The sequence below is a fragment of the Ruoffia tabacinasalis genome (assembly GCF_005864045.1).
In the GTDB taxonomy this organism is placed as follows: domain Bacteria; phylum Bacillota; class Bacilli; order Lactobacillales; family Aerococcaceae; genus Ruoffia; species Ruoffia tabacinasalis.
The window spans coordinates 113,603-135,191 of the sequence record NZ_VBSP01000001.1; the positions used below are offsets into that span (position 1 = coordinate 113,603).

Consider the following 21,589-nt stretch of genomic DNA (forward strand, 5'->3'; position numbering starts at 1 on the left):
CATATTACTAAATCTATTGGTTAATATCGTGGCACATGAATTGTATTATAACTTCAATTATTTTATCATTAAAATAATCACTCCGTTGCTTTTATATTTTTAAAGGAGAAATTTGATATGAAGAAATCATTAAAGAAATTATTAACTGTTTCATTAGCCGCTAGCGTGTTATTTGGCACAGACTTACATATGGTTATAGCTGAAAACTCCTCTGAAGCCAGCTCAGAACAAATTGAAAATTCTGAATCTGAAACTGATACTCAAATGGATGGTTTGCCATTAATTAGTAAAGCAGATTTAAATGAAGCCAATGGTCAGGATGGAAATCCAGCTTATGTTGCTGTATTTGGATATGTATATGACGTTACTGACATTGATGAATGGGAAAATGGTGAACATAATGGTGCTCAAGCCGGTACTGATGCTTCGAGTTTTTTCATTGAATCCCCTCATGCTATCGACACTTTAGAAGGATTAGAACAAGTTGGAGTTTATAATGACTGGGAAGTATCAGATGATTTATTAGCTGAATTTAATAATGAAAACGAAGAACTACCAAATTTAGTTGCAGTTCGTGGAATCGTTTATGATGTTACTGACGAAGAAGCTTGGCCAAATGGTGAACATAACGGTATTAGCGCTGGATCTGATGCAACTGATAACTTTGAAAACGATTCTCCACATGAAGATGACCTATTAAGTACTTTAAAAATCGTTGGAAAACATGTAAATTATGTCTTTTCAGAGGATGAATTAGCAAATTTTGATGGTAAAGATGGAAATCCGGCTTATATTGCCGTAGACGGAACGGTATATGATGTTACAAACTTTGGTGCATGGGCAGATGGTGAGCATCAAGATATGGTCACTGCTGGTACAGATGCAACCGATCTTTTTGAATCAGAATCTCCTCATAATACAGAATTTTTAGAAGCCTTACCATTAGCTGGTCGTTTTGAATAACATTAAAATAGAAAAATCCCAGTCTAATTTTAATCGGACTGGGATTTCTTCTCTTTATAATTCTATGAATTCATTTTCTTCTTCATTAAATATGGAGATCACACCGTCACCAATACTATAATGCCAACCATTTAAAGTTATCTGATTTTTTTCAACACGATCTCTGATATTCTCATAAGTCATAAGATTGCTCAATTGTTGAATTACATTTAACTTTTCAAGTCGATTAGCCTTAACTGTCATATCTTCATCTGGTAACTCTTTAGATACTTGTTGACGTAAGCTTTCTAATTGTGAGATCCAAATACTAGTATATGGTAACTCCTCAATATTTTCAGGAGGATTAATACTTGCTGCACACCCACCACAATTTGAATGACCACATATAATAATATTTTTTACATTTAAAACTTCGACCGCATATTCTATAGCAGATGTAGTGGAAGCATATTTCACGCTCTGCCCCGCTGGTGGGACAATATTAGCAATATTTCTAATATGAAAAATCTCACCTGGATATGCTTGCAACAAGCGTTCTGGACTCACTCTAGAGTCAGAACAGCCTACAAATAATGTATGGGGTGTCTGAATTTCACTGAGTGATTCATATAAATCCTTATTTTCTTTGTAATCTTGTTTTTTAAATTGTTTCAGTGCTTTATATAAGTTTTTCAATTAACAAAACATCCTATCTTATTAGAATAATATTAAGTTTACTCATCTTAAATTAGAGATGCAAATTTTATTTATTTATATCATAGCAATGATTCTATCAGAAACTTCTTGTGTGTTTAGTGTATCGGTATCAATCGTGTAAGTAGCACAAGTTTCATAATAAATTAAACGCTTCATGTATAAAGCTTTTAGTTCCTCTGTTGTTCGCTTCTTAGCAATTGGTCTAAAATTCATTTTGTCATTATTTATCCGGTGGTGTAATGTTTCAAAATTTGCTCTTAAATAAACTACATTTGATGTCTCTTTTAGTATCGCCCTGTTTGCATGGTTTTCAATACAACCGCCACCTGTAGATATGACTCCAGGAATTGAATAGTATTTTAATAAAAATTGATGCTCAAGTTTTCTGAATTGTGTTTCACCATACTTATCAAAATAATCAGACAAAGGCATTTGTATCTTTTTGATAATTTCTTTATCTAAATCATAACATGGTATATTCAATGATTTGCTTAATGTTTGGGCAACAGATGTCTTCCCTGCTCCCATAAAGCCAATTAGAATCATAGTTAACACCTCAATTTTTGTCTGTTTTTTCTGTTTGAGACATACGTTCAATTTCATCAAAGAATGTTGGATAGCTGATATTCACACAATCAGCATCCTCTAATTCAATAGTTTCATTTGCTGGAATGAGAAGTCCCGCTATTTGTAGCATCATACCAATTCTGTGATCACCATAACTGTTTACTTTTGCTCCTTTTAAAGGAGTTGGACCGTGAATAATTAAGCCATCATGTGTTTCTTCAATGTTTGCATTCATTTTCCTTAATTCTTTCGCTACTGCTTGAATTCGATCTGTTTCTTTAACACGAAGTTCGTGAGCATCTTTTATTATTGTCGTCCCTTGAGCTTGTGTTGCTAAAAGTGCAATAACTGGGATTTCATCAATTAATCGCGGTATGATTGATCCAGATATACTTGTAGCCAATAATTGACTCGTTTCAATGCTGATGTCTGCACTGTAATGATTCGGCAGTATGTTAACAATTACTTTTCCACCCATAGCTTTAACAACATCTAAAATTCCTGAACGAGTATTGTTAATCCCTACATTTTTTATTTCGATGTTACTATTTGGTAATAGTAAACCAGCGGCAATAAAGTAAGCTGCCGATGATATATCACCAGGGACATCTATATCTTGCCCAATGAGTTGTTGCCCACCCTCTAACATGATTGTCTTACCTTCCATATTAAGAGATACACCAAATTGCTCAAGCATTTCTTCGGTATGATTTCGTGTTGTTTCCTTCTCTATAAGAGTGGTCACACCTTCTGATAAGAGTCCTGCTAATAATATTGCTGATTTAACTTGAGCACTTGCGACGGGCATCTCATATTTGATGGCTTTTAATTTTTCAACAGGTTTAATAACTAAAGGAGATAAAGTCGTATTGGCAAAACCTTGAATATTTGCACCCATGCTTTTTAATGGATTGATAATTCTATCCATCGGTCTTTTACTTAGGGACTCATCGCCAATAAGCGTGCTTTTAAAGTTTTGACCCGCTAATAGACCGCTTAATAGTCTCATCGTCGTTCCAGAATTCCCTGCATATAATGGTTTACCCGACTCTTGTAATTGTTTAATTCCTTTTCCATGAATAGTCACTGTGTCTCCATCATCATCAATTTCCACGCCAAGTTGTCGCATTATTTGAAGTGTATTTAAACAATCCTCTGATCTTAAAAAGCCAGTAACTTTTGTCATACCTTCAGCAATGGAGCCCATGATTATTGCTCGGTGTGAGATGGATTTATCTCCAGGAACGGATAATTGAAACTGAATATTTTTTAATGAACCTTTTAATCTTTTAGCCATGACTGTCCACTCCGTTTTGCCACATTTCAGGATTTTTACTGTATTCTCTGTAAGAATTCACTGCTTCTTTAAGTTCTATGAAACTATCGTGAGGAAATTTTTCTAAGATTGCTTGTGTTAATTCAGTTGCAATTACCGCTTGAGCAACGACGCTTGCTGCTGGAACAGCAGTCGTATCACTTCTTTCAATATTCGCTTCGTAATTTTCCTTTGTATAGATATCCACACTTTGAAGGGGTTTATATAATGTAGGGATAGGTTTTTTTACCCCACGGATTACGACAGGCATACCATTTGTCATTCCGCCTTCTAAGCCACCTAAATGATTACTCAATCTATAGAAACCTCTCTCTGGTGTATAAGCAATCTCATCCATCACTTCACTACCGAATCGTCGTGCTATTTCAAATCCATCTCCTATTTCTACACCTTTAAATGCATTAATACTCATCATAGCTTGTGCCAGTCTGCCATCTAGCTTTTTATCAAATTGTGTATAACTACCTAAACCAATTGGCAAACCTTCTGCAATCACTTCTACAACGCCACCTAAAGTGTTACCATCTCGTTTTGTTTGATCTATCTTTTGAATAACGGCCTCTTCTTGACTTGAATCAACCATCTTTACAGGGGATTTATCAGCTAGTTTTCGAATATCAGTAAGAGATAATTTTGAAATATCAGCTTGACCTTGAATACCCCCTAATTCACAAACATAGGCAACAATATCTATGTCTAATACGTTTAATAATTGCTTTGCAACAGATCCGATAGCAACCCGCATTGCAGTTTCTCTTGCAGATGAACGTTCGAGGACATTTCTTAAATCTTCATGATGGTATTTTATACCTCCTACAAGATCGGCATGTCCGGGACGAGGTCGTTGAACTGCACGTCTTTGTCGACTTTTCGGGTCATCATTCGATTCGATACTCATTACACTTTTCCAGTTTTTATTATCACGATTCGCTACGATTAGTGTTAAGGGTGACCCTAATGTCTTTCCATATCGTACTCCAGATGTAATTTCTACTGTATCGCTTTCTATCTTCATTCGATTTCCTCGACCGTAACCCTCTTGACGTTTCGTTAATTCATGATTAATTTTCTCAACATTGATGGGTAAACCTGCAGGTAGACCTTCAATAATTGTTGTTAAACTTGGCCCGTGTGACTCTCCAGCAGTAATAAATCTTAGCATGTACATTACCAACTTTCTTTTATTTTATGAATGACGTTTAATTAAATTCTGTATGGTTTCGATATTCATTTGATAACCTGTCATCAAAGTGTAATTTAATGCTGCTTGATGAACTAGCATATCAATACCTGTAATTACCTTACAGCCTCGGCGTTGTGCTTGTTGGATAAATTGAGTCATTAAGGGTTCATAAACAATATCGCAGACGACTGTGTTGGGATTTAACCAAGTTTCATTTTCTAATACTGTTTGCATTGTATTAGGAGACATTCCGACTGAAGTCGTTTGTACTAATATATCAGCATTTGTTACGGCTATTTTTACTTCACTTGAAACAGCCGAATCGATCAGATTAATAATGATGTTCGGAAAGTCTTCTTTTAAACTAGTAATGATATTTTTTATAGCTAATGGGCGGTAAATATTTCTGGCAATAATATTGATATGTTTAATGCCTTCTAATGCCGCCTGAGCCAAGATGATTCGTGTTGTATTTCCAGAACCAAAGATTGTAACAGTTTGATTCTTCAAAAGAACATCTTGTTGTTGAACGGCATTCCAAAACCCTTTGCCATCTGTATTAAAGCCTATCCATCTTCCATTATTGGGTATCAACATATTAATGGCTTGAACATATTGGGCTGCTTGATCTAATTCATCAACACACTGTAGTGCTTGGTATTTTCCAGGCATCGTTACATTAATACCTACCGCATTCAAACTTTTTAAGGCTTGAATGCGATCAATTGTCTCATCTTCCGATGTTTCGAAGGCTAGGTAGACTAAATTTAATTTATCCAATTCAAAACTAGTATTATAAATTAAAGGTGATTTGGAATGACTAAGTGGCGATCCAATCACTGTAGCAAAACCAGTGGTTGCACTAATATCTCTGATGTACTTCATATTGCTCCCACTCCTTTTCAAAATTTTGTTGAAAAGTGTTTAAATCGATTACATGTAAACGACACTGCCCAAATTCATTGGGTAAGACAGTTGTCATTTGATGCGTCCGTCTTTTTTTATCGTTTAACATTATATTTATCAGTTGGTCAGATGTATATGGTGGTTTTTCGCTTAATAGATGATATTCACTCAATAATTGTATAAGGCTAGTATAGATATCCTTATGTATAAGTTGTTGAGTAACTGCCATTTTTGTAAAAACAGCCATACCCATAGCAACACCTCGACCGTGACTTATTCGATACTGGCTTCTTTGCTCTAGAGCATGGCCTAAAGTATGACCAAAATTGAGTAATTGACGTAAGCCTTGATCAAATTCATCTTTTAATACGATATCTCTTTTCATTTTGACGCATTCGTAAATAATTTCAGGTAAATCTGAAGATTCTTTATTTAATGGCTGTTCTCTCTCTATTAATTCTTTTAGTAGTTTTGGATTCATAATCATAGCGTATTTGATTAATTCACTACAACCATCTTCGAATATATCTGTCGGTAAAGACTGAAATGTGCTTGTATCACACAGAACACAGACAGGATGATGGAAAGCTCCGACTAAATTCTTGCCTTGTGTGATATCGACGGCGGTTTTTCCACCTACAGATGAGTCAATCGCGGCAAGAAACGTTGTTGGAACATGTATATAAGCGATTCCTCTTAGATAAATACTTGCCGTAAAGCCTACTAAATCCCCAATTACGCCCCCACCTAAGGCGATAAGTACATCATCTCGAGTAAAATGGGCATCTGCCAAGTGTCGAATAATTAGCTCGACATTTTTCAAATTCTTTTGAGCTTCACCAGGTGGTAGAGAAAGATATTCAATATTTTCACAATGATTTTCTAATGAATGTTTAAATTTATCTAAATAACCATGTTTGTTTACGTTATCTTCAGTGATAATGAAAACTTTTCGTTTTTGAATAAATTGATTCAGATATTTTTCCGCATTATCGATTAAATTTTGCCCTATCACAATATCGTAAGGTTTATTGACTTGAATTGTAATTCTCTCCATCAAATTATCTCCTGGTCTGCACGATTCTTTTCTAATGTCTTCATGAATGCATGTAATTTCCAAACTTTCTCAGTTAATTGTTTGAATTGTTCTGGATATAAAGATTGTGAGCCATCCGATTCAGCGTGATCGGGATCAGGATGGGTTTCAATAATTAAACCATCTGCACCTGCTGCTATTGCAGCTAAAGATAAAGATTCGATAATATCACGACGTCCAGCTGCATGGCTTGGATCAATCACAATAGGGAGATGACTTAGTTCTTTTACTATCGCAATTGCCGAGAGATCTTGAGTATTTCGTGTTGTAGTTTCAAATGTCCGAATACCACGCTCACAAAGTATCACGTTCTCATTACCTTCAGACATAATGTATTCCGCACTCATTAACCATTCTTGTATTGTTGCTGACATGCCTCGTTTTAAGAGAATTGGTTTGTTTGTTTTACCCATAGCTTTTAATAAATCAAAATTTTGCATATTTCTTGCTCCTACTTGAAACATATCAACATCTTTAAATAATTCAATCTGATCAGTTGACATTACTTCTGAAACGATGGGCATATCCAACTTTTGCCCAACGCTACTCATAATATCTAACCCGCTCTTGCCTAATCCTTGGAAAGAATAAGGGGATGTTCTAGGTTTAAACGCACCACCCCGAAGCATATTTCCACCAGCTTCTTTCACATATTCAGCTGTTTTTTCTAATTGATCTTTATCTTCAATTGAACAAGGACCACCGATCATTGCGAAATGCCCACCACCAATTTTAATATTTCCAACCTCTATTACACTTGGGTCAGGATGAAGTTGTTTACTTGCTTTTTTATATGGGGATTGAATCTTTTCAGTTTTAATAACCTTTGGTAATCGAGTAATTAACTCCAATTTGTGATCGGTCACGATGCCATGTAATTCTAGCGTGATTCCTTTAGTGTGTGGTAATAAAGTAACATCCAGCTCCATTTGTTTAAGTGCTACAGTTAATTTATCTAATTCATCTTCTCTTGTTTGCGGGTTTAATTTTACAATCATTTTTATATCCTCCTTGGATGGTTGAGTATAGATTATCGTCAATGCAATGTCATCTTGACAGTCTCCTTCATTAAAAACTACTTAGAATTTAAAAATATATATAAAAAGACCCAGCGACTGCAATCACCTTTAGTAGTGATTCCAGTTGCTAGGTCTTTGGATATACTTTTCTAAGCTGACAATTAGCTAGTTAGAAAATGCTATCTTAAGTTCTCCTATTTGAGTGCAACATAAATCACTCTTACTTGAATAAAAGTAAAAGTAAAAATAGTTATAGAAACTAAAAAATGTTGCACTCATTAAAGATTTCAAGATATTTCCTCCTAACTTATATCATTTGATTAGAATCATACAGGTAAATTATAATTAAGTCAAATAATTATCATCGTTTTATAATAATTAATTTATTAATGGACATTATCCTGCTTGTTTTCTATGTTTAGTCTCTAAACTTCTACTACTGATTATTATTAACTATTTAAACTATTTTCTACCAAAAAAGCCGAGTTAATTAACTCGACTTTTCTCATAACTCATAGCTATATTATAGATTATTCTTTTGCTTTTGCATTTTACGAGCATTTTTCATGCCACCATAATCTCTAAATATTTCATTTAATTTAGTTCGTTCGATTTCTTTTGAACTTAATCCTGCGTATTTGGCTTCTCGTCTTAATTTTAAATAGCTATCGTATCTTTCCAATGACATATTTCCTTCGGCTATAGCATTAAGTACCGCACATTTGGGTTCATTTGTATGCGAACAATCATTAAATTTACATTGTTGAGCTAAAATATCTATATCATTGAAGGTACGTGTAATATCGGCACTTTCAAATCCGATTTCACGCATACCAGGTGTATCAATGACAGTTCCACCCTTTTGACTTATAAATAATTCACGATATGTCGTTGTATGTCGTCCTTTATCATCATTTCTTAACCCATCTGTTTCCAAGATTGTTTTACCGAGAAAATAATTAATTATTGTTGATTTTCCAACTCCAGATGAACCAATAAAGGCAGCGGTTGTACCAGCCAATAGTTGATTTTCTAAGTATTCAAGACTTTGAGGATCAAATGTTGAGGTAACTATGACCTCAACACCAATCGCTACTTCATCCAATTCAATTAGCTTTTCAGTTAAATTGTCACATAAATCTGATTTTGTTAGAACGATTACTGGCATCGCTCCGCTATCCCAAACAATACTTAAGTATCTTTCAATTCGTCGGATATTAAAGTCATTGTTAAGTGACATACAAATATATACGATATCGACATTTGTAGCTACCAGTTGTTCATCATTCGATGTTCCTGCTGCTTTTCGAATTATCGCAGTTTTACGACTAAGTACATGATGTATAATTGCATGCCCTTCATCATCGCTCAGCTTATCAACCATAACAAAATCCCCTACAGCTGGATAATCCGATATTTTATCAATGTTATATCGAAACTTTCCAGATACTTCTGCCGTAAATTCCTTGTCATCTGTCATGACTTTATATATATTTTTTGTTTGTGAAGAAATTCGGCCTACAAACAATTCAGGGTATTGATTTGCTTCTGTATTTATTTCTTTGCTAATCCCTAATTTTTTTAATTTATTCAATGTTTTCCTCCATTAAAGTGCTTAAGTGACTACCAACACTTGTGGGAGGTTCCGTACACGATTTAGTCTGTATACTCCTCCCGGAATATTACAATTGCCATTTTAATCATAAAATACTCACTCCTTTTGTACAAACTGTATTTATTTAATTATAACTGAATGATGATGGAATTACTATTATTTCACGCATTTTTTATAAGGTGTATTTTACGTAAAATATAAAAAGCATGTTATAATCAAAGTATCGATTGAATAAGAAAGGACATGATTATGGGATTATTAGTAGATGGACAATGGCAAGATAAATGGTATGACACTGAAAAAAACGGTGGTCGCTTTGTTCGTAAAGATTCGCAATTTCGCAATTGGATAACAGCAGATGGAAGTGCTGGACCTACAGGTGATAGTGGGTTTAATGCAGAAAAAGGACGTTATCATTTATATGTATCACTAGCCTGCCCTTGGGCTCATCGTACGTTGATTATGCGTGCGTTAAAAGGTTTAGAGGATTTTATATCACTATCCGTTGTGAATCCGAAAATGTTAGAGAACGGATGGACATTTGAAGACGGATCTGGAGTCATTAAAGATTCAGTTAATAACGCTGACTTTTTATACGAAGTTTACAAAGCTGCAGATGATAATTATAGCGGTCGCGTGACGGTACCTGTATTGTGGGACAAACAAACGGGTAAGATTGTTAATAATGAATCTTCAGAAATATTACGTATGCTTAACTCAGCTTTTGATGACATTGGTGCTAAACCTGGTGACTACTCACCTGAAGCATTAATGGACGAAATCGATGCCATGAACGATAGAGTTTACAATAACGTAAATAATGGTGTGTATAAGTCTGGATTTGCAACTAAACAAGAAGTTTATGAAGAAGAAGTTACGAATGTGTTCAAAGTACTAGATGAACTAGAAGAACATCTAGAAAACCGGAAATATCTGGTCGGTGATCAGTTAACAGAAGCTGATATTCGTTTATTCACTACCCTAGTTCGATTTGATGCGGTTTATTATAGTCATTTCAAATGTAACTTCAAACGTATTGTAGATTATCCAAATCTTTGGCGTTTAACACGTGAAATCTACAATATTGAAGGTGTAGCCGAAACTGTAAATATGCAACATATCAAAGATCATTACTATATTAGTCATAAGACAATTAATCCAACAGGCATTGTTCCTAAAGGACCAGAACTGGATTTTAGCCTATAAAATACTCAAAGCCAGCCTTTTAAGGGCTGGCTTTGTTTGATTATTAAATTTTTTTAAATGAAATCAAATTCTGTTCCGATATTTTGTTCAACAGCGCGACGGCGTACAACCTCCGCTACTGCAACATCTAGTGCTCCTGTACCGATAGGTATACAAATAATTTTTTCGTTAGAATAATCTTCTAGTGTCACTTTATTAGCAGCTAACTCGCCTAAGGTACAATAAATATCATCTTCAGTCACTTTACCATCTTTTGTTAGAGATTTTAACACTCCACGGTGTAAAGCTTGGTCAACATGGTCAACGATAATTTTGTCCGCTGAAAGAATAACATCTTCACTTACCTCTTTAAAAGATCCCATAGGGAAAACGATTGTTCCCGGTTTAACCATTTCTTTTGTTATAAATGGTTCTTGTGCCGGTGTGAATGTAAATAATGCTTCATTATCTGTTGCTTCTTCAGGATGGTCCGGGTCTGCAATAATAATTTCGCCTTTAACAAAAGGTTCCATATCTGCTTTAAATTGTTCTGCAGTAGAACGTCGATGATTCCAAACAACTAATCGCTCAATATCAAATAAATCAGCAATACAAATGGTGGCTGTTCTAGCTTGTAAACCTGCACCAAACATTCCTACTGTAATAGAATCCTTTTTACCAAGATATTTCAATGCTACTGCTGCCTGTGAACCAGTACGCATATTTGAAATATAAGAACCTTCCATTACAGAAGTAAATGTACCAAGTTCAGGATCAATTAACGTAATAAGTGCTGTAATATATGGTAAATTCATTTCTTTTCGTTTACCTGCAAAACCACCAACCCATTTTTGTCCACCAACTTTTAACCAGTCCACATAAGCTGGCATAGCATTCATAAACCCTTCATTTTGTGGCCAATTTCCTGTTTCACCTAAATCTAAGGTAACCTTCGTTGGATTCACAATCTCACCTAAGCCAAATCCTTCGAACGTCTTATCAACTACTTCATTAATTTCAGAAACCGTGATTAAACTCCTCACTTGCTCTTCGTTTAATAATCTTGTCATATGTGCCTCCTATACATTTAATTTCATTTGTGCTAATTGAGTGGTCAAATACAAAAAAATCAGAACACTCCTTATTTTCATTTTACACTAAAAATGAAATTTTCGCTGAGAATTTTTAAAAAGTAACTCATCTGATGATATTTCTACACATCCTGATAGTCATCTGATAACAAATATGAACTAATTGATAACGTTTATAATAAAAGAAGAAGTACAAGCAACAATTGCAGCTAAGAAACTTGATAGAGTTAAAGAAGACGCAGCTCCAAATATTCTTACAGAAACACCAGAATCTACAGAACCAGTTGCTCGCTTCAAAGACAAAGACGAATAATCAAATTTTCAAACTAAAAGACTCTGCTAGGTTAAAAACTTAGCAGAGTCTTATTTCTTTTAAAAAATATTATGGTTTTAAGATTGATTTACCGTTTCCAGATCGTGTTAATAAATCCTCATGTACCTTTTGAACTTCCCTTAAAGGGACACTCTCTCCAATAATAGGATTAATTACATCATGTTCTAACATGGCGATAATTCCAGCAGACGCTTCTGTGTAATCCTCTTCAGTTAAGTTTGGTAGCGAAGCACCTAGAACATTAATATTTCGGCTTAAAATGAGTCTAGGAGAGATTTCAATGGTGTCCCTAGCTCCTACGACTACAATTCTTCCTTTTGTTTTGATGGCTTGTAAATCTAGTTCTAAGTTTTTATTAGCTAAGAATTCAATAATAACATCTGGGCCCACTCCATTTGTATACTCATTTAACTGATCAAAATTGTTGTCATTCAAATGATTCATCGCGTAGTCCGCCCCATTATCTAAGATGGCTTGTAAACCTTCTTCGGTGCTTGAAGTTCCAATGACAGTTGCTCCAATGGATTTAGCCATCTGAACAGCAAGCGTTCCTACACCACCAGTTGCCCCATGGATAAAGACTGTTTCACCAGCTTTTAGATTCGCTCTTTGGAATAATATATGGTAGGCAGTAAACCCAGGTATACCTAGGGCAGCACCTTGTTCAAAACTGGCATTATCAGGTAAAGGCAACACGATATCTGAATCCACAGCTACCTTCTCAGCAAACGTTCCAGATTGGTTCACTTTACGGAATGTTCCAACAAACACTCTATCTCCAACTTGAAAATTAGATACATCATCGCCTATCTCTTCGATGACTCCCGCCCCATCAAAACCAGGTGTAAATGGTAGTTCTGGAATAAATAGATTATAATTCCCAGTTAAGACATAAGATTCGTTAGGATTGACACCAACGGCTTCCATTTTTATTTTTACTTGATTACGAGCAATTTCTGGTTCAGTTACTTCTTTATATAGTAAATTATGATAGTCTCCGAATTCTTCAACCACTACAGCACTCATCTGTTTATTCTTGTTCATTTATACCCCTCTTTATCTTTAAATCTTAATAAAAAATACTTCTAAAAATAAGTATTTTAGTAATTTATGCTAATTTACGTAAATCTTTTAACTCATTAATCTTAACGGATGGTGCACCATTCTCACTATATAAAAATTCACGTGGTGTAATACTGTTAGACATTGCAACGATTAATCGATCACGGTATGGCTCTGGTAGTTCATCAAAAAGTAATTGTTTGTCTGTAAGGTTTAATTGCTTTCTAAGGGACTCAATCTCACCTTTTGATTTTAATTTATAAGAGCGAGTGGGAAGTTTTTCAGTGATAGTTCTTTCTTCGACTCTGTAGAAATAATTATCATCTCCATAGTTTATTTCCAATGCACCAGTATTCGTTCTTGTTTTAGTTACGTTTGAATATTTGTCTTTTTGGATTTCCCACCAGGTCTCAATACCTTTGACTGCTTCTTCTTCGGTTTGGTAACTACCATGTTCTTTGCGGATATTTTGTCTGCGATTAACCCAATAATTAGTAAATACTGTCTGATTCATAGAGTACCTCCTAGATTGTCTTGATAGCGTTATCATATGATACATATGGTATAAGGTCAAATAAATAGCCTTAAATATTATCTAATTTCCAGTCAATTGGCGTTTGTCCATCAGCCTCTAAGAGAGCATTAACTTTGGAGAATGGTTTGGATCCAAAGAAAGAATATCTTGCCGAAAATGGACTCGGGTGTGACGACTCTATAATGAAATGTTTGTTAGTATTGATTAAATCTTTCTTTTGTTGCGCATGTCTTCCCCAAAGTAGAAAAACAACCGCATGATCTAAATCATTTAATGCTTCAATAGCATGATTAGTAACCTTTTCCCAGCCTTTATTTTTATGGGAATTGGGTGTGTGTGCTCTCACTGTCAAAACTGTATTTAACATTAAGACACCCTGTTTTGCCCATTTTTTTAAATAACCATGATTTACTGGAGGATATTTTAAATCATTTTCCAATTCTTTATAGATATTTCTTAATGAAGGCGGAATTTTAACTGTTTCTTTAACTGAAAAACTTAATCCATGTGCTTGATTTGGACCGTGATAAGGGTCCTGGCCGATGATGACGACTTTAACATCTTTGTACGGTGTCCACTCAAAGGCAGTCCAAATCTCTTCTATTGGCGGATAAACGATATGTTCTTCATACTCATCGATTAAAAATCGTTTTAAAGATTGATAAGATTCTGTGTTAGTAGCTTCTTCGATAATAGGTTGCCAATCATTTTGTATTTTTATCATTTTCTCCTCCTTAATATTATTCTATACCTTACATTAATTTACTCAATTTGTTAAACTTAAAGCATTATATAAATATAGAGGTGTACCATTGTCAAAAATAACATTTAGAAATGCAACATTAGAAGATGCAAGTCAAATTTTACAAATCTACCAACCATATATCGAGAATACAACTGTAACAATGGCCATCCAAGTGCCTACCATTGAAAATTATAAAAAAGTTATGCAAAAGATTATTGAGCAATTGGCTTTTGTAGTAGCTGAAATAGATCATGAGATAATTGGGTATGCTTTTGCTAATCACTTTCAAGAAAAGCGTCAAGCTTATAAATACACTTGTAATATCAATTTATACATCAATCCCTCCTACTATGGCACTGGTTTAGGCCAGCAATTATATGAGAACTTAGAACAGAAATTAAAACAAATTGGAATTGTTCAACTTTATTCGAATTTAACTGCAAGTAATATTGCTGGTTACCGTTTCTTACAAAAAAATGATTATGCCGTTGTTGGCCAAATGCCTAAATTCGGCTATAAATTTGATGAGTGGCACGACATCGTCTGGATGGCTAAAACTATTCAGTCAAATATTTAAAATTGCTTTATTATAAACTATATACATGTAAAAAATCTCTGGAATCATAAGTTCCGGGGATTTTTATTTTGTCTAGCAGTTCAAATGGCGTTTCTTCTTTCAAATATTTAATTACTACCCGTTCTGGATAGTACAAGATGAGTTTTACTGGACGACGAACCAAGTTCACAGAGTACATGATATTATTTATTACATCTTTGAAAATTTTAAACGCAAACGGATTGAAAAAATAGAAAATTGAATCACTCGATTCAACAAGATAATCGTCAGCATAAGTATGTTTAATATAAATATCATTATTAGGTACTTTGAAGCGCTTTTGAAATTGTTTTTTGTTATTCTCTAATTCATCAAACGTCATTGGATGAAGTTCTATTCCTTTAACAGTAATACCAAATCGATAATGAACATAGAACAAAGCTCTCCCTGTTCCACAGCCCATATCAACGAAAACATCATCTTTTGATACAGTTAGATTATCAAATAATAGACTCAATACGTCATAATCCGTCGATTCTAAGCGATGGTAATCATAGATTGCTGCCTGCCAGTCACGTTCATTTGTCGTTTTTATATTTAATAAATTGTCCCATTCTTGGTTATTCATTTAATCACCTGAATTAAAAAACGGGCAAGAAGCCCGTTTAAATTTTTTATTTAAAATGTGTTAATTAGCGAGTTAAACCGAAGTATGCATTGATTCCGTTAACAAGCCCATTAATTAATTTCTTCTGATATGAATGGTTAATTAATTTTCTAAATTCTGCATCATGATCTTGGAAACCTAACTCTACTAATGTAGCCGGAACGTCTGTCTTACGTGTAACGTGTAAGTTTTGCGCACGAGTTCCCATATCATTCGCTCCAGTAATCGCAACTAAGCTATTTTGGATAGCGTTTGCTAAACGTTTCCCTTCTGGAATAATGTCTGTTCCAATATGGTGATCAACTGTCTCATAGCCTTTTTCATCGATAGATTGATCGTGATATAAAGTTACGATACCATGAGCCGTATTTGGAATCGGCATTGCATTATGATGCACACTAATGTATACATCAGGCATAATGCTATTTGGTTCTAAATGACGTTCATGTAAAGGAATTGTTTCATCGTATGTTCTTGATTCATAAACAATATATCCTTGATTACGTAAAATTGTTGATAGTTGAGAAGTGATGTTTAAGTTTAATTCTTTCTCTTCTCGATTATTCGCAGCTGAACCTGTTTCAGTTCCACCGTGACCTGCATCTAGGTATACAACATTCTTACCTTGTGGCACTTCTACAGAAGCAGATTTAGGAACATATCCTAGAATACTTCCATTTGAATTTAATAATTCAATATATTTCGTTCCGCCTTTAACAAATTCACGTTTAACTGTAAATCGTTGACCAAAAAAATCAACAACATCGCTAGTACGCCCTGCATAAGATAAAGTGTTTCTTAATGCTTGTGTTGTACCATTTAACTTCACATCGTAGTTTACTGATACAGGAGTTACTCCAGATAGATCAGGAATTGGTTGGTTGCTAGATCCTGAGTTGTTATTATTGTTTCCACCATTATTTGAACCTGTTGGTTTTGAAACAATTAATACGTCTCCTGAATATAAGTAATTGCTCGTTAAGTTGTTCCAATCTTTTAGATTTTGAACAGTGATACCATGTGCTGATGCGATTTTGTATAAGTAATCGCCTGATTTAACCGTATAAGTTTTTGCTGATGTTGATGGTTTGTCATTGTTATTGTCGTTGTTGCCATTGTTCCCTGAATTATTTCCAGAACTAGATGGTTTAGAAACAACTAGACGGTCGCCTGGGTGAATTAAGTTTGATGAAAGGTTATTCCACTCTCTTAATTGAGCTTCAGTAATGCCGTATTGATTAGCAATTTTACTTACCCACTCTCCAGATTTAACCACATGAACTTTAGAAGGTTTATTTGTATTGTTATTTTCTTCTTTTTCTTCTTCTTTATCATCTGGTTTTGGAGCTGGAGTTGTTGAATTTGGTTTAGAAACAACTAACACATCACCTGAATAAATGTAATTACTTGTTAATTTATTCCAGTCTTTTAAGTTTTGAACTGAAATTCCATAACGACTCGTGATTGAGTATAAGTAGTCACCTGATTTAACCGTATGAGTTTTAGCAGGTGTCGTCTCTGGTTTATTGCTTTCGTTGTCACTATCATTACAAGTGTTTGAACCACCAGTATTATTAGGATTTGAAACAACTAAACGATCGCCTGGGTGGATTAAGTTAGATGATAAGTTATTCCATGATTTTAATTGTTGGTCAGTAATTCCATACTGAGCTGCAATCTTACTTACCCATTCTCCCGCTTTTACAACGTGAACTTTTTTAGTTCCAGAATTTTCATTGCTGTTATTGTTATTATCATCTGGTTTAGGTGCAGGTGTCGATGTGTTTGAACCTGGTTTTGCAACGTTTAAAACATCGCCAGAGTAAATATAGTTGTTAGATAACTTGTTCCAGTCTTTTAAGTTCTGAACAGTTACACCGAAACGACTCGCGATTGAGTATAAGTAATCGCCTGATTTAACTGTATATGTTTTCGCTGATTCTGTGTTTCCTGAGTTATTATTAGTGTTTTCAGAGTCACTATTTGAATTCCCTGAGTTACTGTTTCCGTTATTATTAGCAGACGCAGAAACAACTAAACGATCTCCTGGATGGATTAAGTTTGATGATAATTTATTCCAAGATTTAATTTGAGTTGCTGTCACACCATATTTTTGAGCAATTAAATTAACTGATTCCCCAGCTTTAACGACGTGAACATTTGTCGTTGAAGTGTTTCCAGTTGAATTGTTATTATCATTTTCAGTTGGTGTTGGCTTTGGTGCGGGTGTTCCTGCTTTAGAAACATTCAGTACGTCACCAGAATAAATATAATTGCTAGTTAAGCTGTTCCAATCTTTAAGGTTTTGTACTGACACACCATGTTTAACAGCGATGGCATATAATGAATCACCTGATTTTACTGTATAAGTTGATCCCGAAGCAGTTGTTGTATTTGAGTTATTAGACACAACTGGTGGTGTATTTGTTTCAACTTCAGTGTTATTAGAAGTTTGTGTCTCATTTGAAGGAGTAGAATTTTCTTCATTTTGTGCACTTTGACTTACTATTAAACTTTGACCAGGAAGTATAATATCGTTATTTAAACCATTAATTTCTTTAAGTTGCCCCAATGAAAGGCCATGACGGCTGGCAATTGAATATAAAGTATCGCCAGATTGTACAACATAAGTTGATGAAATTTCTTGTGCTGCTACGATTGATTGTGATCCACCAATTGCAACAAGCGCTGCTAATGAAAGTGAAACAGTAATCCATTCCCCTTTACGTTTGCGCATTAATTTTCTCTCCAAAATGAACACTCCTCAGATTGTAGTAATGTATATTTCAATTGTAACATGTTTTCATTACCAAAACGACTAGATTTATTACAAATATTAATAGATTAATTATCCGCTTTAGCAAAGCGATTCTCAAGTAAATTCATAAGTTGTGAAATTGTGAATGTCATAATGAAATATAACAGTGCCGCAAATAATAACGGTGCAAAAGTTGTATAAGTCGCCCCTCTAACTGTATCTGAAGCAAACATTAAGTCTTTGATTCCTAAAACCGACACGATTGATGTTTCTTTAATTAATACTGCGAACTCATTCCCGATGGCTGGTAATATGTTTTTTATCGCTTGTGGTAATAATACTTTTCTAAATGCTACCCATTTAGGTAAACCAAGTGCTCTTGCTGCTTCAGTTTGACCTGTATCGATTGATTGAATACCACTACGCATGATTTCTCCCATATATGCTGTAGAGTTAATAGTTACAGCTAATACTGCAGAGATGAAGTCATCTAAATAAATGTTAAACATTGGAAGTCCAAAATAAACTAAATAAACTTGAACAAGTAACGGTGTCCCACGAATAATTTCTACATATACACGCGCAATCGTGCTAAGGATTTTGTTTGATGAAATACGCATTAAAGCTAAAGCAGCTCCGAAAGGTAATGATAAAACGACTGTAACAAATGCTAATTGTATTGTGTACCAAGCTCCATTTAAAAATAGCGGGTAATATTCTTGAATAATATCCATAAGTATCTCTCCTCTTAATTTTATAATAATGATCAAACTAATATAAAGACTGTAAGTGTGTATACAAATATACAAAAAAAGTCTCTATTTCTAATGCATAACATTAAAAATAGAGACGAAATATCCGTGGTACCACTCTGTTTAATTGACATAATCAATTCACTTACTTATAACGCATATGCGATATTAGCTACTATGAGTTCACTAATATGTCTATTAAGTGCGGTTCAGCAAAGTGAATCTTTGTAGCCTTTCACCGGTTGCTACATCGCTTTTAGTTCACGTAAACTTACTCTCTTAAATCTTCGACGACTATTTAATTTAGAATAATATTAAAAGAATGAGAATTGTTTGTCAACCTAAATTCTAATTAATACTCCGAATATATGATATTAAATCCGTTTCTATGATGCTTCTACGAACGATGCGATTTCTTCTTCGGTCATAGAACTATCACAACGGACTTTTACATCGTTTCCATCAGCATATAGAATACCTGGAACAGTCGGTACACCATATTTTTCACGAAAGTCTTTTAATTCATCTGTATAATCAGGATGTTCTGAATTTACAAAATTCACTTGAACTTTATGTTCTGTACTTACTTTATGAAGTTTAGGTGCAAATTTACGGCAATATGGACATGTAGGACGTCCGATAAATACGATTGTACCTTCTTCATTAGAAAGTAATTCATCTGCTTCAGTCGGAGAAAGCTCCGTAAAGTCTTGTACAATTTCTAAAAACACATTTTCTTCTGCTGTCATATTAATAACCTCTCTTTCATAAGTAAATAGTACCTTAAATCTGGCCTTTAAACCAATTTTATTGCTCAATCTAATTCAATATCTTGAAGTGTTTCTTTTTTTTTACGCTTTATACGAAGGGTCGTAAATAATAAAATTAAGCCAATAACTAAGATGATTATTGCGATAATTGTCATCGGTTTTCTTTCACCAGTCGAAGGTAATTCGATATTACCTTTATTTGTTTTTTCACCTTTGTTCTCTTTATTTTTATTATTCATCGAATTTGATGCACTTGGTTTAGGAAGATCTTTTATATTTGTATTACTTCGAACGTTTGAAAGTTGGTCTTTTAAAGATTCTAGATGATCATTCGGTACTACCAAGTTATCAGGGACTTCGTCTAAGGTTTCATCTAATGTTAATTCATCATTACTTTCTGAATCTATTTCTGAAGTTGACTCTCCACTTAAGGCTTCTTCTAACGCATGTGATGAAATATCTTTTTGAACATATTCATCATAATAGCCAGACGAACTCATCGAGTTTGTAACCCACTGTTGTGAGCTATCGTCAAAAAATACTAGTTTCACTTGATATCTTTGGTGGATACTACGTACTAAATTTACGGCTTCTTCATTCGTATGCATATTCGAGTTTAGATAATTGACAAGTTCGCTCTTTATTAACTCAAAAGCCTCTGTGTTAATGCTATAAATATAATTCCATTGATTCTCTTTTAAGTTGATGACTTTTTGATAACTCTGTATAAATTCATCTTTGTTATTATTTTTTATAAATGCTCTTTGTGCATATTGAGCTAATGTTTCTATATCAATTAAACTTAACTCTTTAGCATAACTATATGTTTCATAGGCTAGATTATCTAAAACGATATTTGGTTTATCCGCTAAAGCATTTTCTAAAGCTTGTTGATCTAATTGCTCACTATATAGTCGATAAATATCTTCGAAAGCAACTTTACGATAAGCTTTAGCAACTATCTTTTCTAAATATGTATCAATTTGAACGAGATAATCATTTAAAGACGTTTGGCTATTCAGTAATATCTGGTCAGTTGATAAATATTCAGATGAATACGGATATAATTGACACTCATTGTAGGCGGCTTTTGATTGACTCGTGTTTTCTTTACTAGCGTGTAATTCATTTAGTGTAAAATTCAAATTGGAATAGTTTTGTTCTACGACATTACGATCGGCAATTAATTGGTTTAATGCAACTTGAATTTCTTGGATATAGGCTTGCCATTCCAAGACTGATTCATGACTTGCAACAAGATTTAATTGTTCTTCTTCACTTAAATATATAAACTCAGGGTCCAATTCAGATTGAAGTGCATATACCTCTTCGATAACGATGAGTAGTTGTGAATTTGCCCAATCTAGGGAGTCTACTTCCCCGCTTTCTAACAAAGCAATATAATTATTAAGCTCGTTATATTGTGCTTGAACTAACTGTAATTCCGCTTCAACTTCTTCAATTGTTCCATTTATTGATTCGGCTTCGAGACTTTCATCCGTTGGATTTTGTAATATGTTTAAACAATCTTCTAGTGAAATCGATTCATAATTAATATCCTGAGTAACAATATAAGGATCCGGCGCTTCCTGTGCGAATATTGAACCAAAAGAATTAAGTAATAAATTTAATAACGTCATTGATATGATTATTTTTTTCATAAATAACACCTCCATATATAAATACGTAAAAAAGTATCATTTCCATTATTTTATTTATTGACTTAATTAACAACTTTTCAAATTGCTATTTT

General features: G+C 34.1%; 21 protein-coding genes and 1 other annotated feature. Of the genes, 4 read left to right on the forward strand and 17 right to left on the reverse strand.

The annotated features are described in order from the left end of the window. Positions 1 to 117 precede the first annotated feature (117 nt). On the forward strand, positions 118 to 963 hold the full coding sequence (locus tag FEZ33_RS12920) for a cytochrome b5 domain-containing protein (RefSeq protein WP_328590756.1): 846 nt from the start codon (positions 118 to 120) through the stop codon (positions 961 to 963). Positions 964 to 1,017: 54 nt separating this feature from the next. Here FEZ33_RS12920 and FEZ33_RS00600 read toward each other — a convergent pair whose 3' ends face one another. The 8 genes from FEZ33_RS00600 to rsgA form a co-directional block, all read right to left on the reverse strand. Then, positions 1,018 to 1,638 (reverse strand): carbonic anhydrase, encoded by a 621-nt coding sequence (locus FEZ33_RS00600; RefSeq protein WP_138403437.1) that lies wholly within the window; start codon positions 1,636 to 1,638, stop codon positions 1,018 to 1,020. Positions 1,639 to 1,713: 75 nt separating this feature from the next. Beyond that, positions 1,714 to 2,205: a shikimate kinase gene (locus FEZ33_RS00605; RefSeq protein ID WP_171031217.1), complete on the reverse strand. Its 492-nt coding sequence runs from the start codon at positions 2,203 to 2,205 to the stop codon at positions 1,714 to 1,716. 10 nt (positions 2,206 to 2,215) lie between these two features. Then, the gene (aroA, locus tag FEZ33_RS00610; protein ID WP_138403439.1) at positions 2,216 to 3,523 is read right to left on the reverse strand and encodes a 3-phosphoshikimate 1-carboxyvinyltransferase; all 1,308 of its coding nucleotides are present in this window, start codon (positions 3,521 to 3,523) and stop codon (positions 2,216 to 2,218) included. Continuing rightward, the gene (aroC, locus tag FEZ33_RS00615) at positions 3,516 to 4,724 is read right to left on the reverse strand and encodes a chorismate synthase (protein ID WP_138403440.1); all 1,209 of its coding nucleotides are present in this window, start codon (positions 4,722 to 4,724) and stop codon (positions 3,516 to 3,518) included. Before aroC ends, aroA begins: the two co-directional genes overlap by 8 nt. A 24-nt stretch (positions 4,725 to 4,748) precedes the next feature. Further along, a complete protein-coding gene (locus FEZ33_RS00620; RefSeq protein WP_138403441.1) occupies positions 4,749 to 5,630 on the reverse strand; it encodes a shikimate dehydrogenase family protein in 882 nt (293 codons plus the stop codon). Beyond that, the gene (gene aroB / locus FEZ33_RS00625) at positions 5,608 to 6,708 is read right to left on the reverse strand and encodes a 3-dehydroquinate synthase (protein ID WP_138403442.1); all 1,101 of its coding nucleotides are present in this window, start codon (positions 6,706 to 6,708) and stop codon (positions 5,608 to 5,610) included. The genes FEZ33_RS00620 and aroB overlap by 23 nt, the downstream gene beginning before the upstream one ends. After that, positions 6,708 to 7,745 (reverse strand): 3-deoxy-7-phosphoheptulonate synthase, encoded by a 1,038-nt coding sequence (gene aroF, locus FEZ33_RS00630; protein WP_138403443.1) that lies wholly within the window; start codon positions 7,743 to 7,745, stop codon positions 6,708 to 6,710. Before aroF ends, aroB begins: the two co-directional genes overlap by 1 nt. Before the next feature lie 544 nt (positions 7,746 to 8,289). Then, positions 8,290 to 9,360: a ribosome small subunit-dependent GTPase A gene (gene rsgA, locus FEZ33_RS00635; protein WP_138403444.1), complete on the reverse strand. Its 1,071-nt coding sequence runs from the start codon at positions 9,358 to 9,360 to the stop codon at positions 8,290 to 8,292. Between the two features lie 270 nt (positions 9,361 to 9,630). On the opposite strand from rsgA, the gene FEZ33_RS00640 reads away from it, so the two are divergent. Beyond that, the gene (locus tag FEZ33_RS00640; RefSeq protein ID WP_138403445.1) at positions 9,631 to 10,587 is read left to right on the forward strand and encodes a glutathione S-transferase family protein; all 957 of its coding nucleotides are present in this window, start codon (positions 9,631 to 9,633) and stop codon (positions 10,585 to 10,587) included. A gap of 53 nt (positions 10,588 to 10,640) precedes the next feature. Here FEZ33_RS00640 and FEZ33_RS00645 read toward each other — a convergent pair whose 3' ends face one another. Continuing rightward, positions 10,641 to 11,636, reverse strand: coding sequence for an ornithine cyclodeaminase family protein (locus FEZ33_RS00645; protein ID WP_138403446.1), 996 nt, complete (start codon positions 11,634 to 11,636; stop codon positions 10,641 to 10,643). A 184-nt stretch (positions 11,637 to 11,820) separates the two neighbouring features. Between FEZ33_RS00645 and FEZ33_RS12355 the strand changes: the two genes are divergently transcribed. Beyond that, positions 11,821 to 11,970: a hypothetical protein gene (locus tag FEZ33_RS12355; RefSeq protein ID WP_171031218.1), complete on the forward strand. Its 150-nt coding sequence runs from the start codon at positions 11,821 to 11,823 to the stop codon at positions 11,968 to 11,970. Positions 11,971 to 12,039: 69 nt separating this feature from the next. Here the strand turns inward: FEZ33_RS12355 and FEZ33_RS00650 are convergent, their stop codons facing one another. The 3 genes from FEZ33_RS00650 to FEZ33_RS00660 all read right to left on the reverse strand — a co-directional run bounded on the left by FEZ33_RS00650 (position 12,040) and on the right by FEZ33_RS00660 (position 14,312). Further along, the gene (locus FEZ33_RS00650) at positions 12,040 to 13,035 is read right to left on the reverse strand and encodes an NADPH:quinone reductase (protein ID WP_212746646.1); all 996 of its coding nucleotides are present in this window, start codon (positions 13,033 to 13,035) and stop codon (positions 12,040 to 12,042) included. A 64-nt stretch (positions 13,036 to 13,099) separates the two neighbouring features. After that, positions 13,100 to 13,567, reverse strand: coding sequence for a hypothetical protein (locus FEZ33_RS00655; RefSeq protein ID WP_138403447.1), 468 nt, complete (start codon positions 13,565 to 13,567; stop codon positions 13,100 to 13,102). 70 nt (positions 13,568 to 13,637) lie between these two features. Then, positions 13,638 to 14,312: a uracil-DNA glycosylase gene (locus tag FEZ33_RS00660; protein WP_138403448.1), complete on the reverse strand. Its 675-nt coding sequence runs from the start codon at positions 14,310 to 14,312 to the stop codon at positions 13,638 to 13,640. 88 nt (positions 14,313 to 14,400) lie between these two features. Between FEZ33_RS00660 and FEZ33_RS00665 the strand changes: the two genes are divergently transcribed. Further along, entirely contained in the window at positions 14,401 to 14,910 is a 510-nt protein-coding gene (locus FEZ33_RS00665; RefSeq protein WP_138403449.1) for a GNAT family N-acetyltransferase, read from the forward strand. 10 nt (positions 14,911 to 14,920) lie between these two features. Here the strand turns inward: FEZ33_RS00665 and FEZ33_RS00670 are convergent, their stop codons facing one another. The 5 genes from FEZ33_RS00670 to FEZ33_RS00690 all read right to left on the reverse strand — a co-directional run bounded on the left by FEZ33_RS00670 (position 14,921) and on the right by FEZ33_RS00690 (position 21,497). Further along, positions 14,921 to 15,517 carry a class I SAM-dependent methyltransferase gene (locus FEZ33_RS00670; RefSeq protein WP_138403450.1) on the reverse strand — a complete coding sequence of 199 codons (597 nt, stop codon included), beginning with the start codon at positions 15,515 to 15,517 and terminating at the stop codon, positions 14,921 to 14,923. A gap of 64 nt (positions 15,518 to 15,581) precedes the next feature. Continuing rightward, the gene (locus FEZ33_RS00675; protein ID WP_138403451.1) at positions 15,582 to 18,308 is read right to left on the reverse strand and encodes a LysM peptidoglycan-binding domain-containing protein; all 2,727 of its coding nucleotides are present in this window, start codon (positions 18,306 to 18,308) and stop codon (positions 15,582 to 15,584) included. Positions 18,309 to 18,400: 92 nt separating this feature from the next. Further along, positions 18,401 to 19,048 carry an amino acid ABC transporter permease gene (locus FEZ33_RS00680; protein WP_138403452.1) on the reverse strand — a complete coding sequence of 216 codons (648 nt, stop codon included), beginning with the start codon at positions 19,046 to 19,048 and terminating at the stop codon, positions 18,401 to 18,403. Between the two features lie 108 nt (positions 19,049 to 19,156). Then, positions 19,157 to 19,363, reverse strand: a binding site (T-box leader). 89 nt (positions 19,364 to 19,452) lie between these two features. Beyond that, the gene (locus tag FEZ33_RS00685) at positions 19,453 to 19,815 is read right to left on the reverse strand and encodes a DUF6568 family protein (protein WP_138403453.1); all 363 of its coding nucleotides are present in this window, start codon (positions 19,813 to 19,815) and stop codon (positions 19,453 to 19,455) included. A gap of 65 nt (positions 19,816 to 19,880) precedes the next feature. Beyond that, entirely contained in the window at positions 19,881 to 21,497 is a 1,617-nt protein-coding gene (locus FEZ33_RS00690) for an LPXTG cell wall anchor domain-containing protein (RefSeq protein ID WP_171031219.1), read from the reverse strand. Positions 21,498 to 21,589 lie beyond the last annotated feature (92 nt).

Coding starts and splice junctions, on each gene's coding strand:
- FEZ33_RS12920 (WP_328590756.1), top strand. CDS start 118: ATGAAGAAATCATTAAAGAAATTATTAACTGTTTCATTAGCCGCTAGC.
- FEZ33_RS00605 (WP_171031217.1), bottom strand. CDS start 2,205: ATGATTCTAATTGGCTTTATGGGAGCAGGGAAGACATCTGTTGCCCAA.
- aroA (WP_138403439.1), bottom strand. CDS start 3,523: ATGGCTAAAAGATTAAAAGGTTCATTAAAAAATATTCAGTTTCAATTA.
- aroC (WP_138403440.1), bottom strand. CDS start 4,724: ATGCTAAGATTTATTACTGCTGGAGAGTCACACGGGCCAAGTTTAACA.
- FEZ33_RS00620 (WP_138403441.1), bottom strand. CDS start 5,630: ATGAAGTACATCAGAGATATTAGTGCAACCACTGGTTTTGCTACAGTG.
- aroB (WP_138403442.1), bottom strand. CDS start 6,708: ATGGAGAGAATTACAATTCAAGTCAATAAACCTTACGATATTGTGATA.
- aroF (WP_138403443.1), bottom strand. CDS start 7,745: ATGATTGTAAAATTAAACCCGCAAACAAGAGAAGATGAATTAGATAAA.
- FEZ33_RS00640 (WP_138403445.1), top strand. CDS start 9,631: ATGGGATTATTAGTAGATGGACAATGGCAAGATAAATGGTATGACACT.
- FEZ33_RS00645 (WP_138403446.1), bottom strand. CDS start 11,636: ATGACAAGATTATTAAACGAAGAGCAAGTGAGGAGTTTAATCACGGTT.
- FEZ33_RS00650 (WP_212746646.1), bottom strand. CDS start 13,035: ATGAACAAGAATAAACAGATGAGTGCTGTAGTGGTTGAAGAATTCGGA.
- FEZ33_RS00655 (WP_138403447.1), bottom strand. CDS start 13,567: ATGAATCAGACAGTATTTACTAATTATTGGGTTAATCGCAGACAAAAT.
- FEZ33_RS00660 (WP_138403448.1), bottom strand. CDS start 14,312: ATGATAAAAATACAAAATGATTGGCAACCTATTATCGAAGAAGCTACT.
- FEZ33_RS00670 (WP_138403450.1), bottom strand. CDS start 15,517: ATGAATAACCAAGAATGGGACAATTTATTAAATATAAAAACGACAAAT.
- FEZ33_RS00680 (WP_138403452.1), bottom strand. CDS start 19,048: ATGGATATTATTCAAGAATATTACCCGCTATTTTTAAATGGAGCTTGG.
- FEZ33_RS00685 (WP_138403453.1), bottom strand. CDS start 19,815: ATGACAGCAGAAGAAAATGTGTTTTTAGAAATTGTACAAGACTTTACG.
- FEZ33_RS00690 (WP_171031219.1), bottom strand. CDS start 21,497: ATGAAAAAAATAATCATATCAATGACGTTATTAAATTTATTACTTAAT.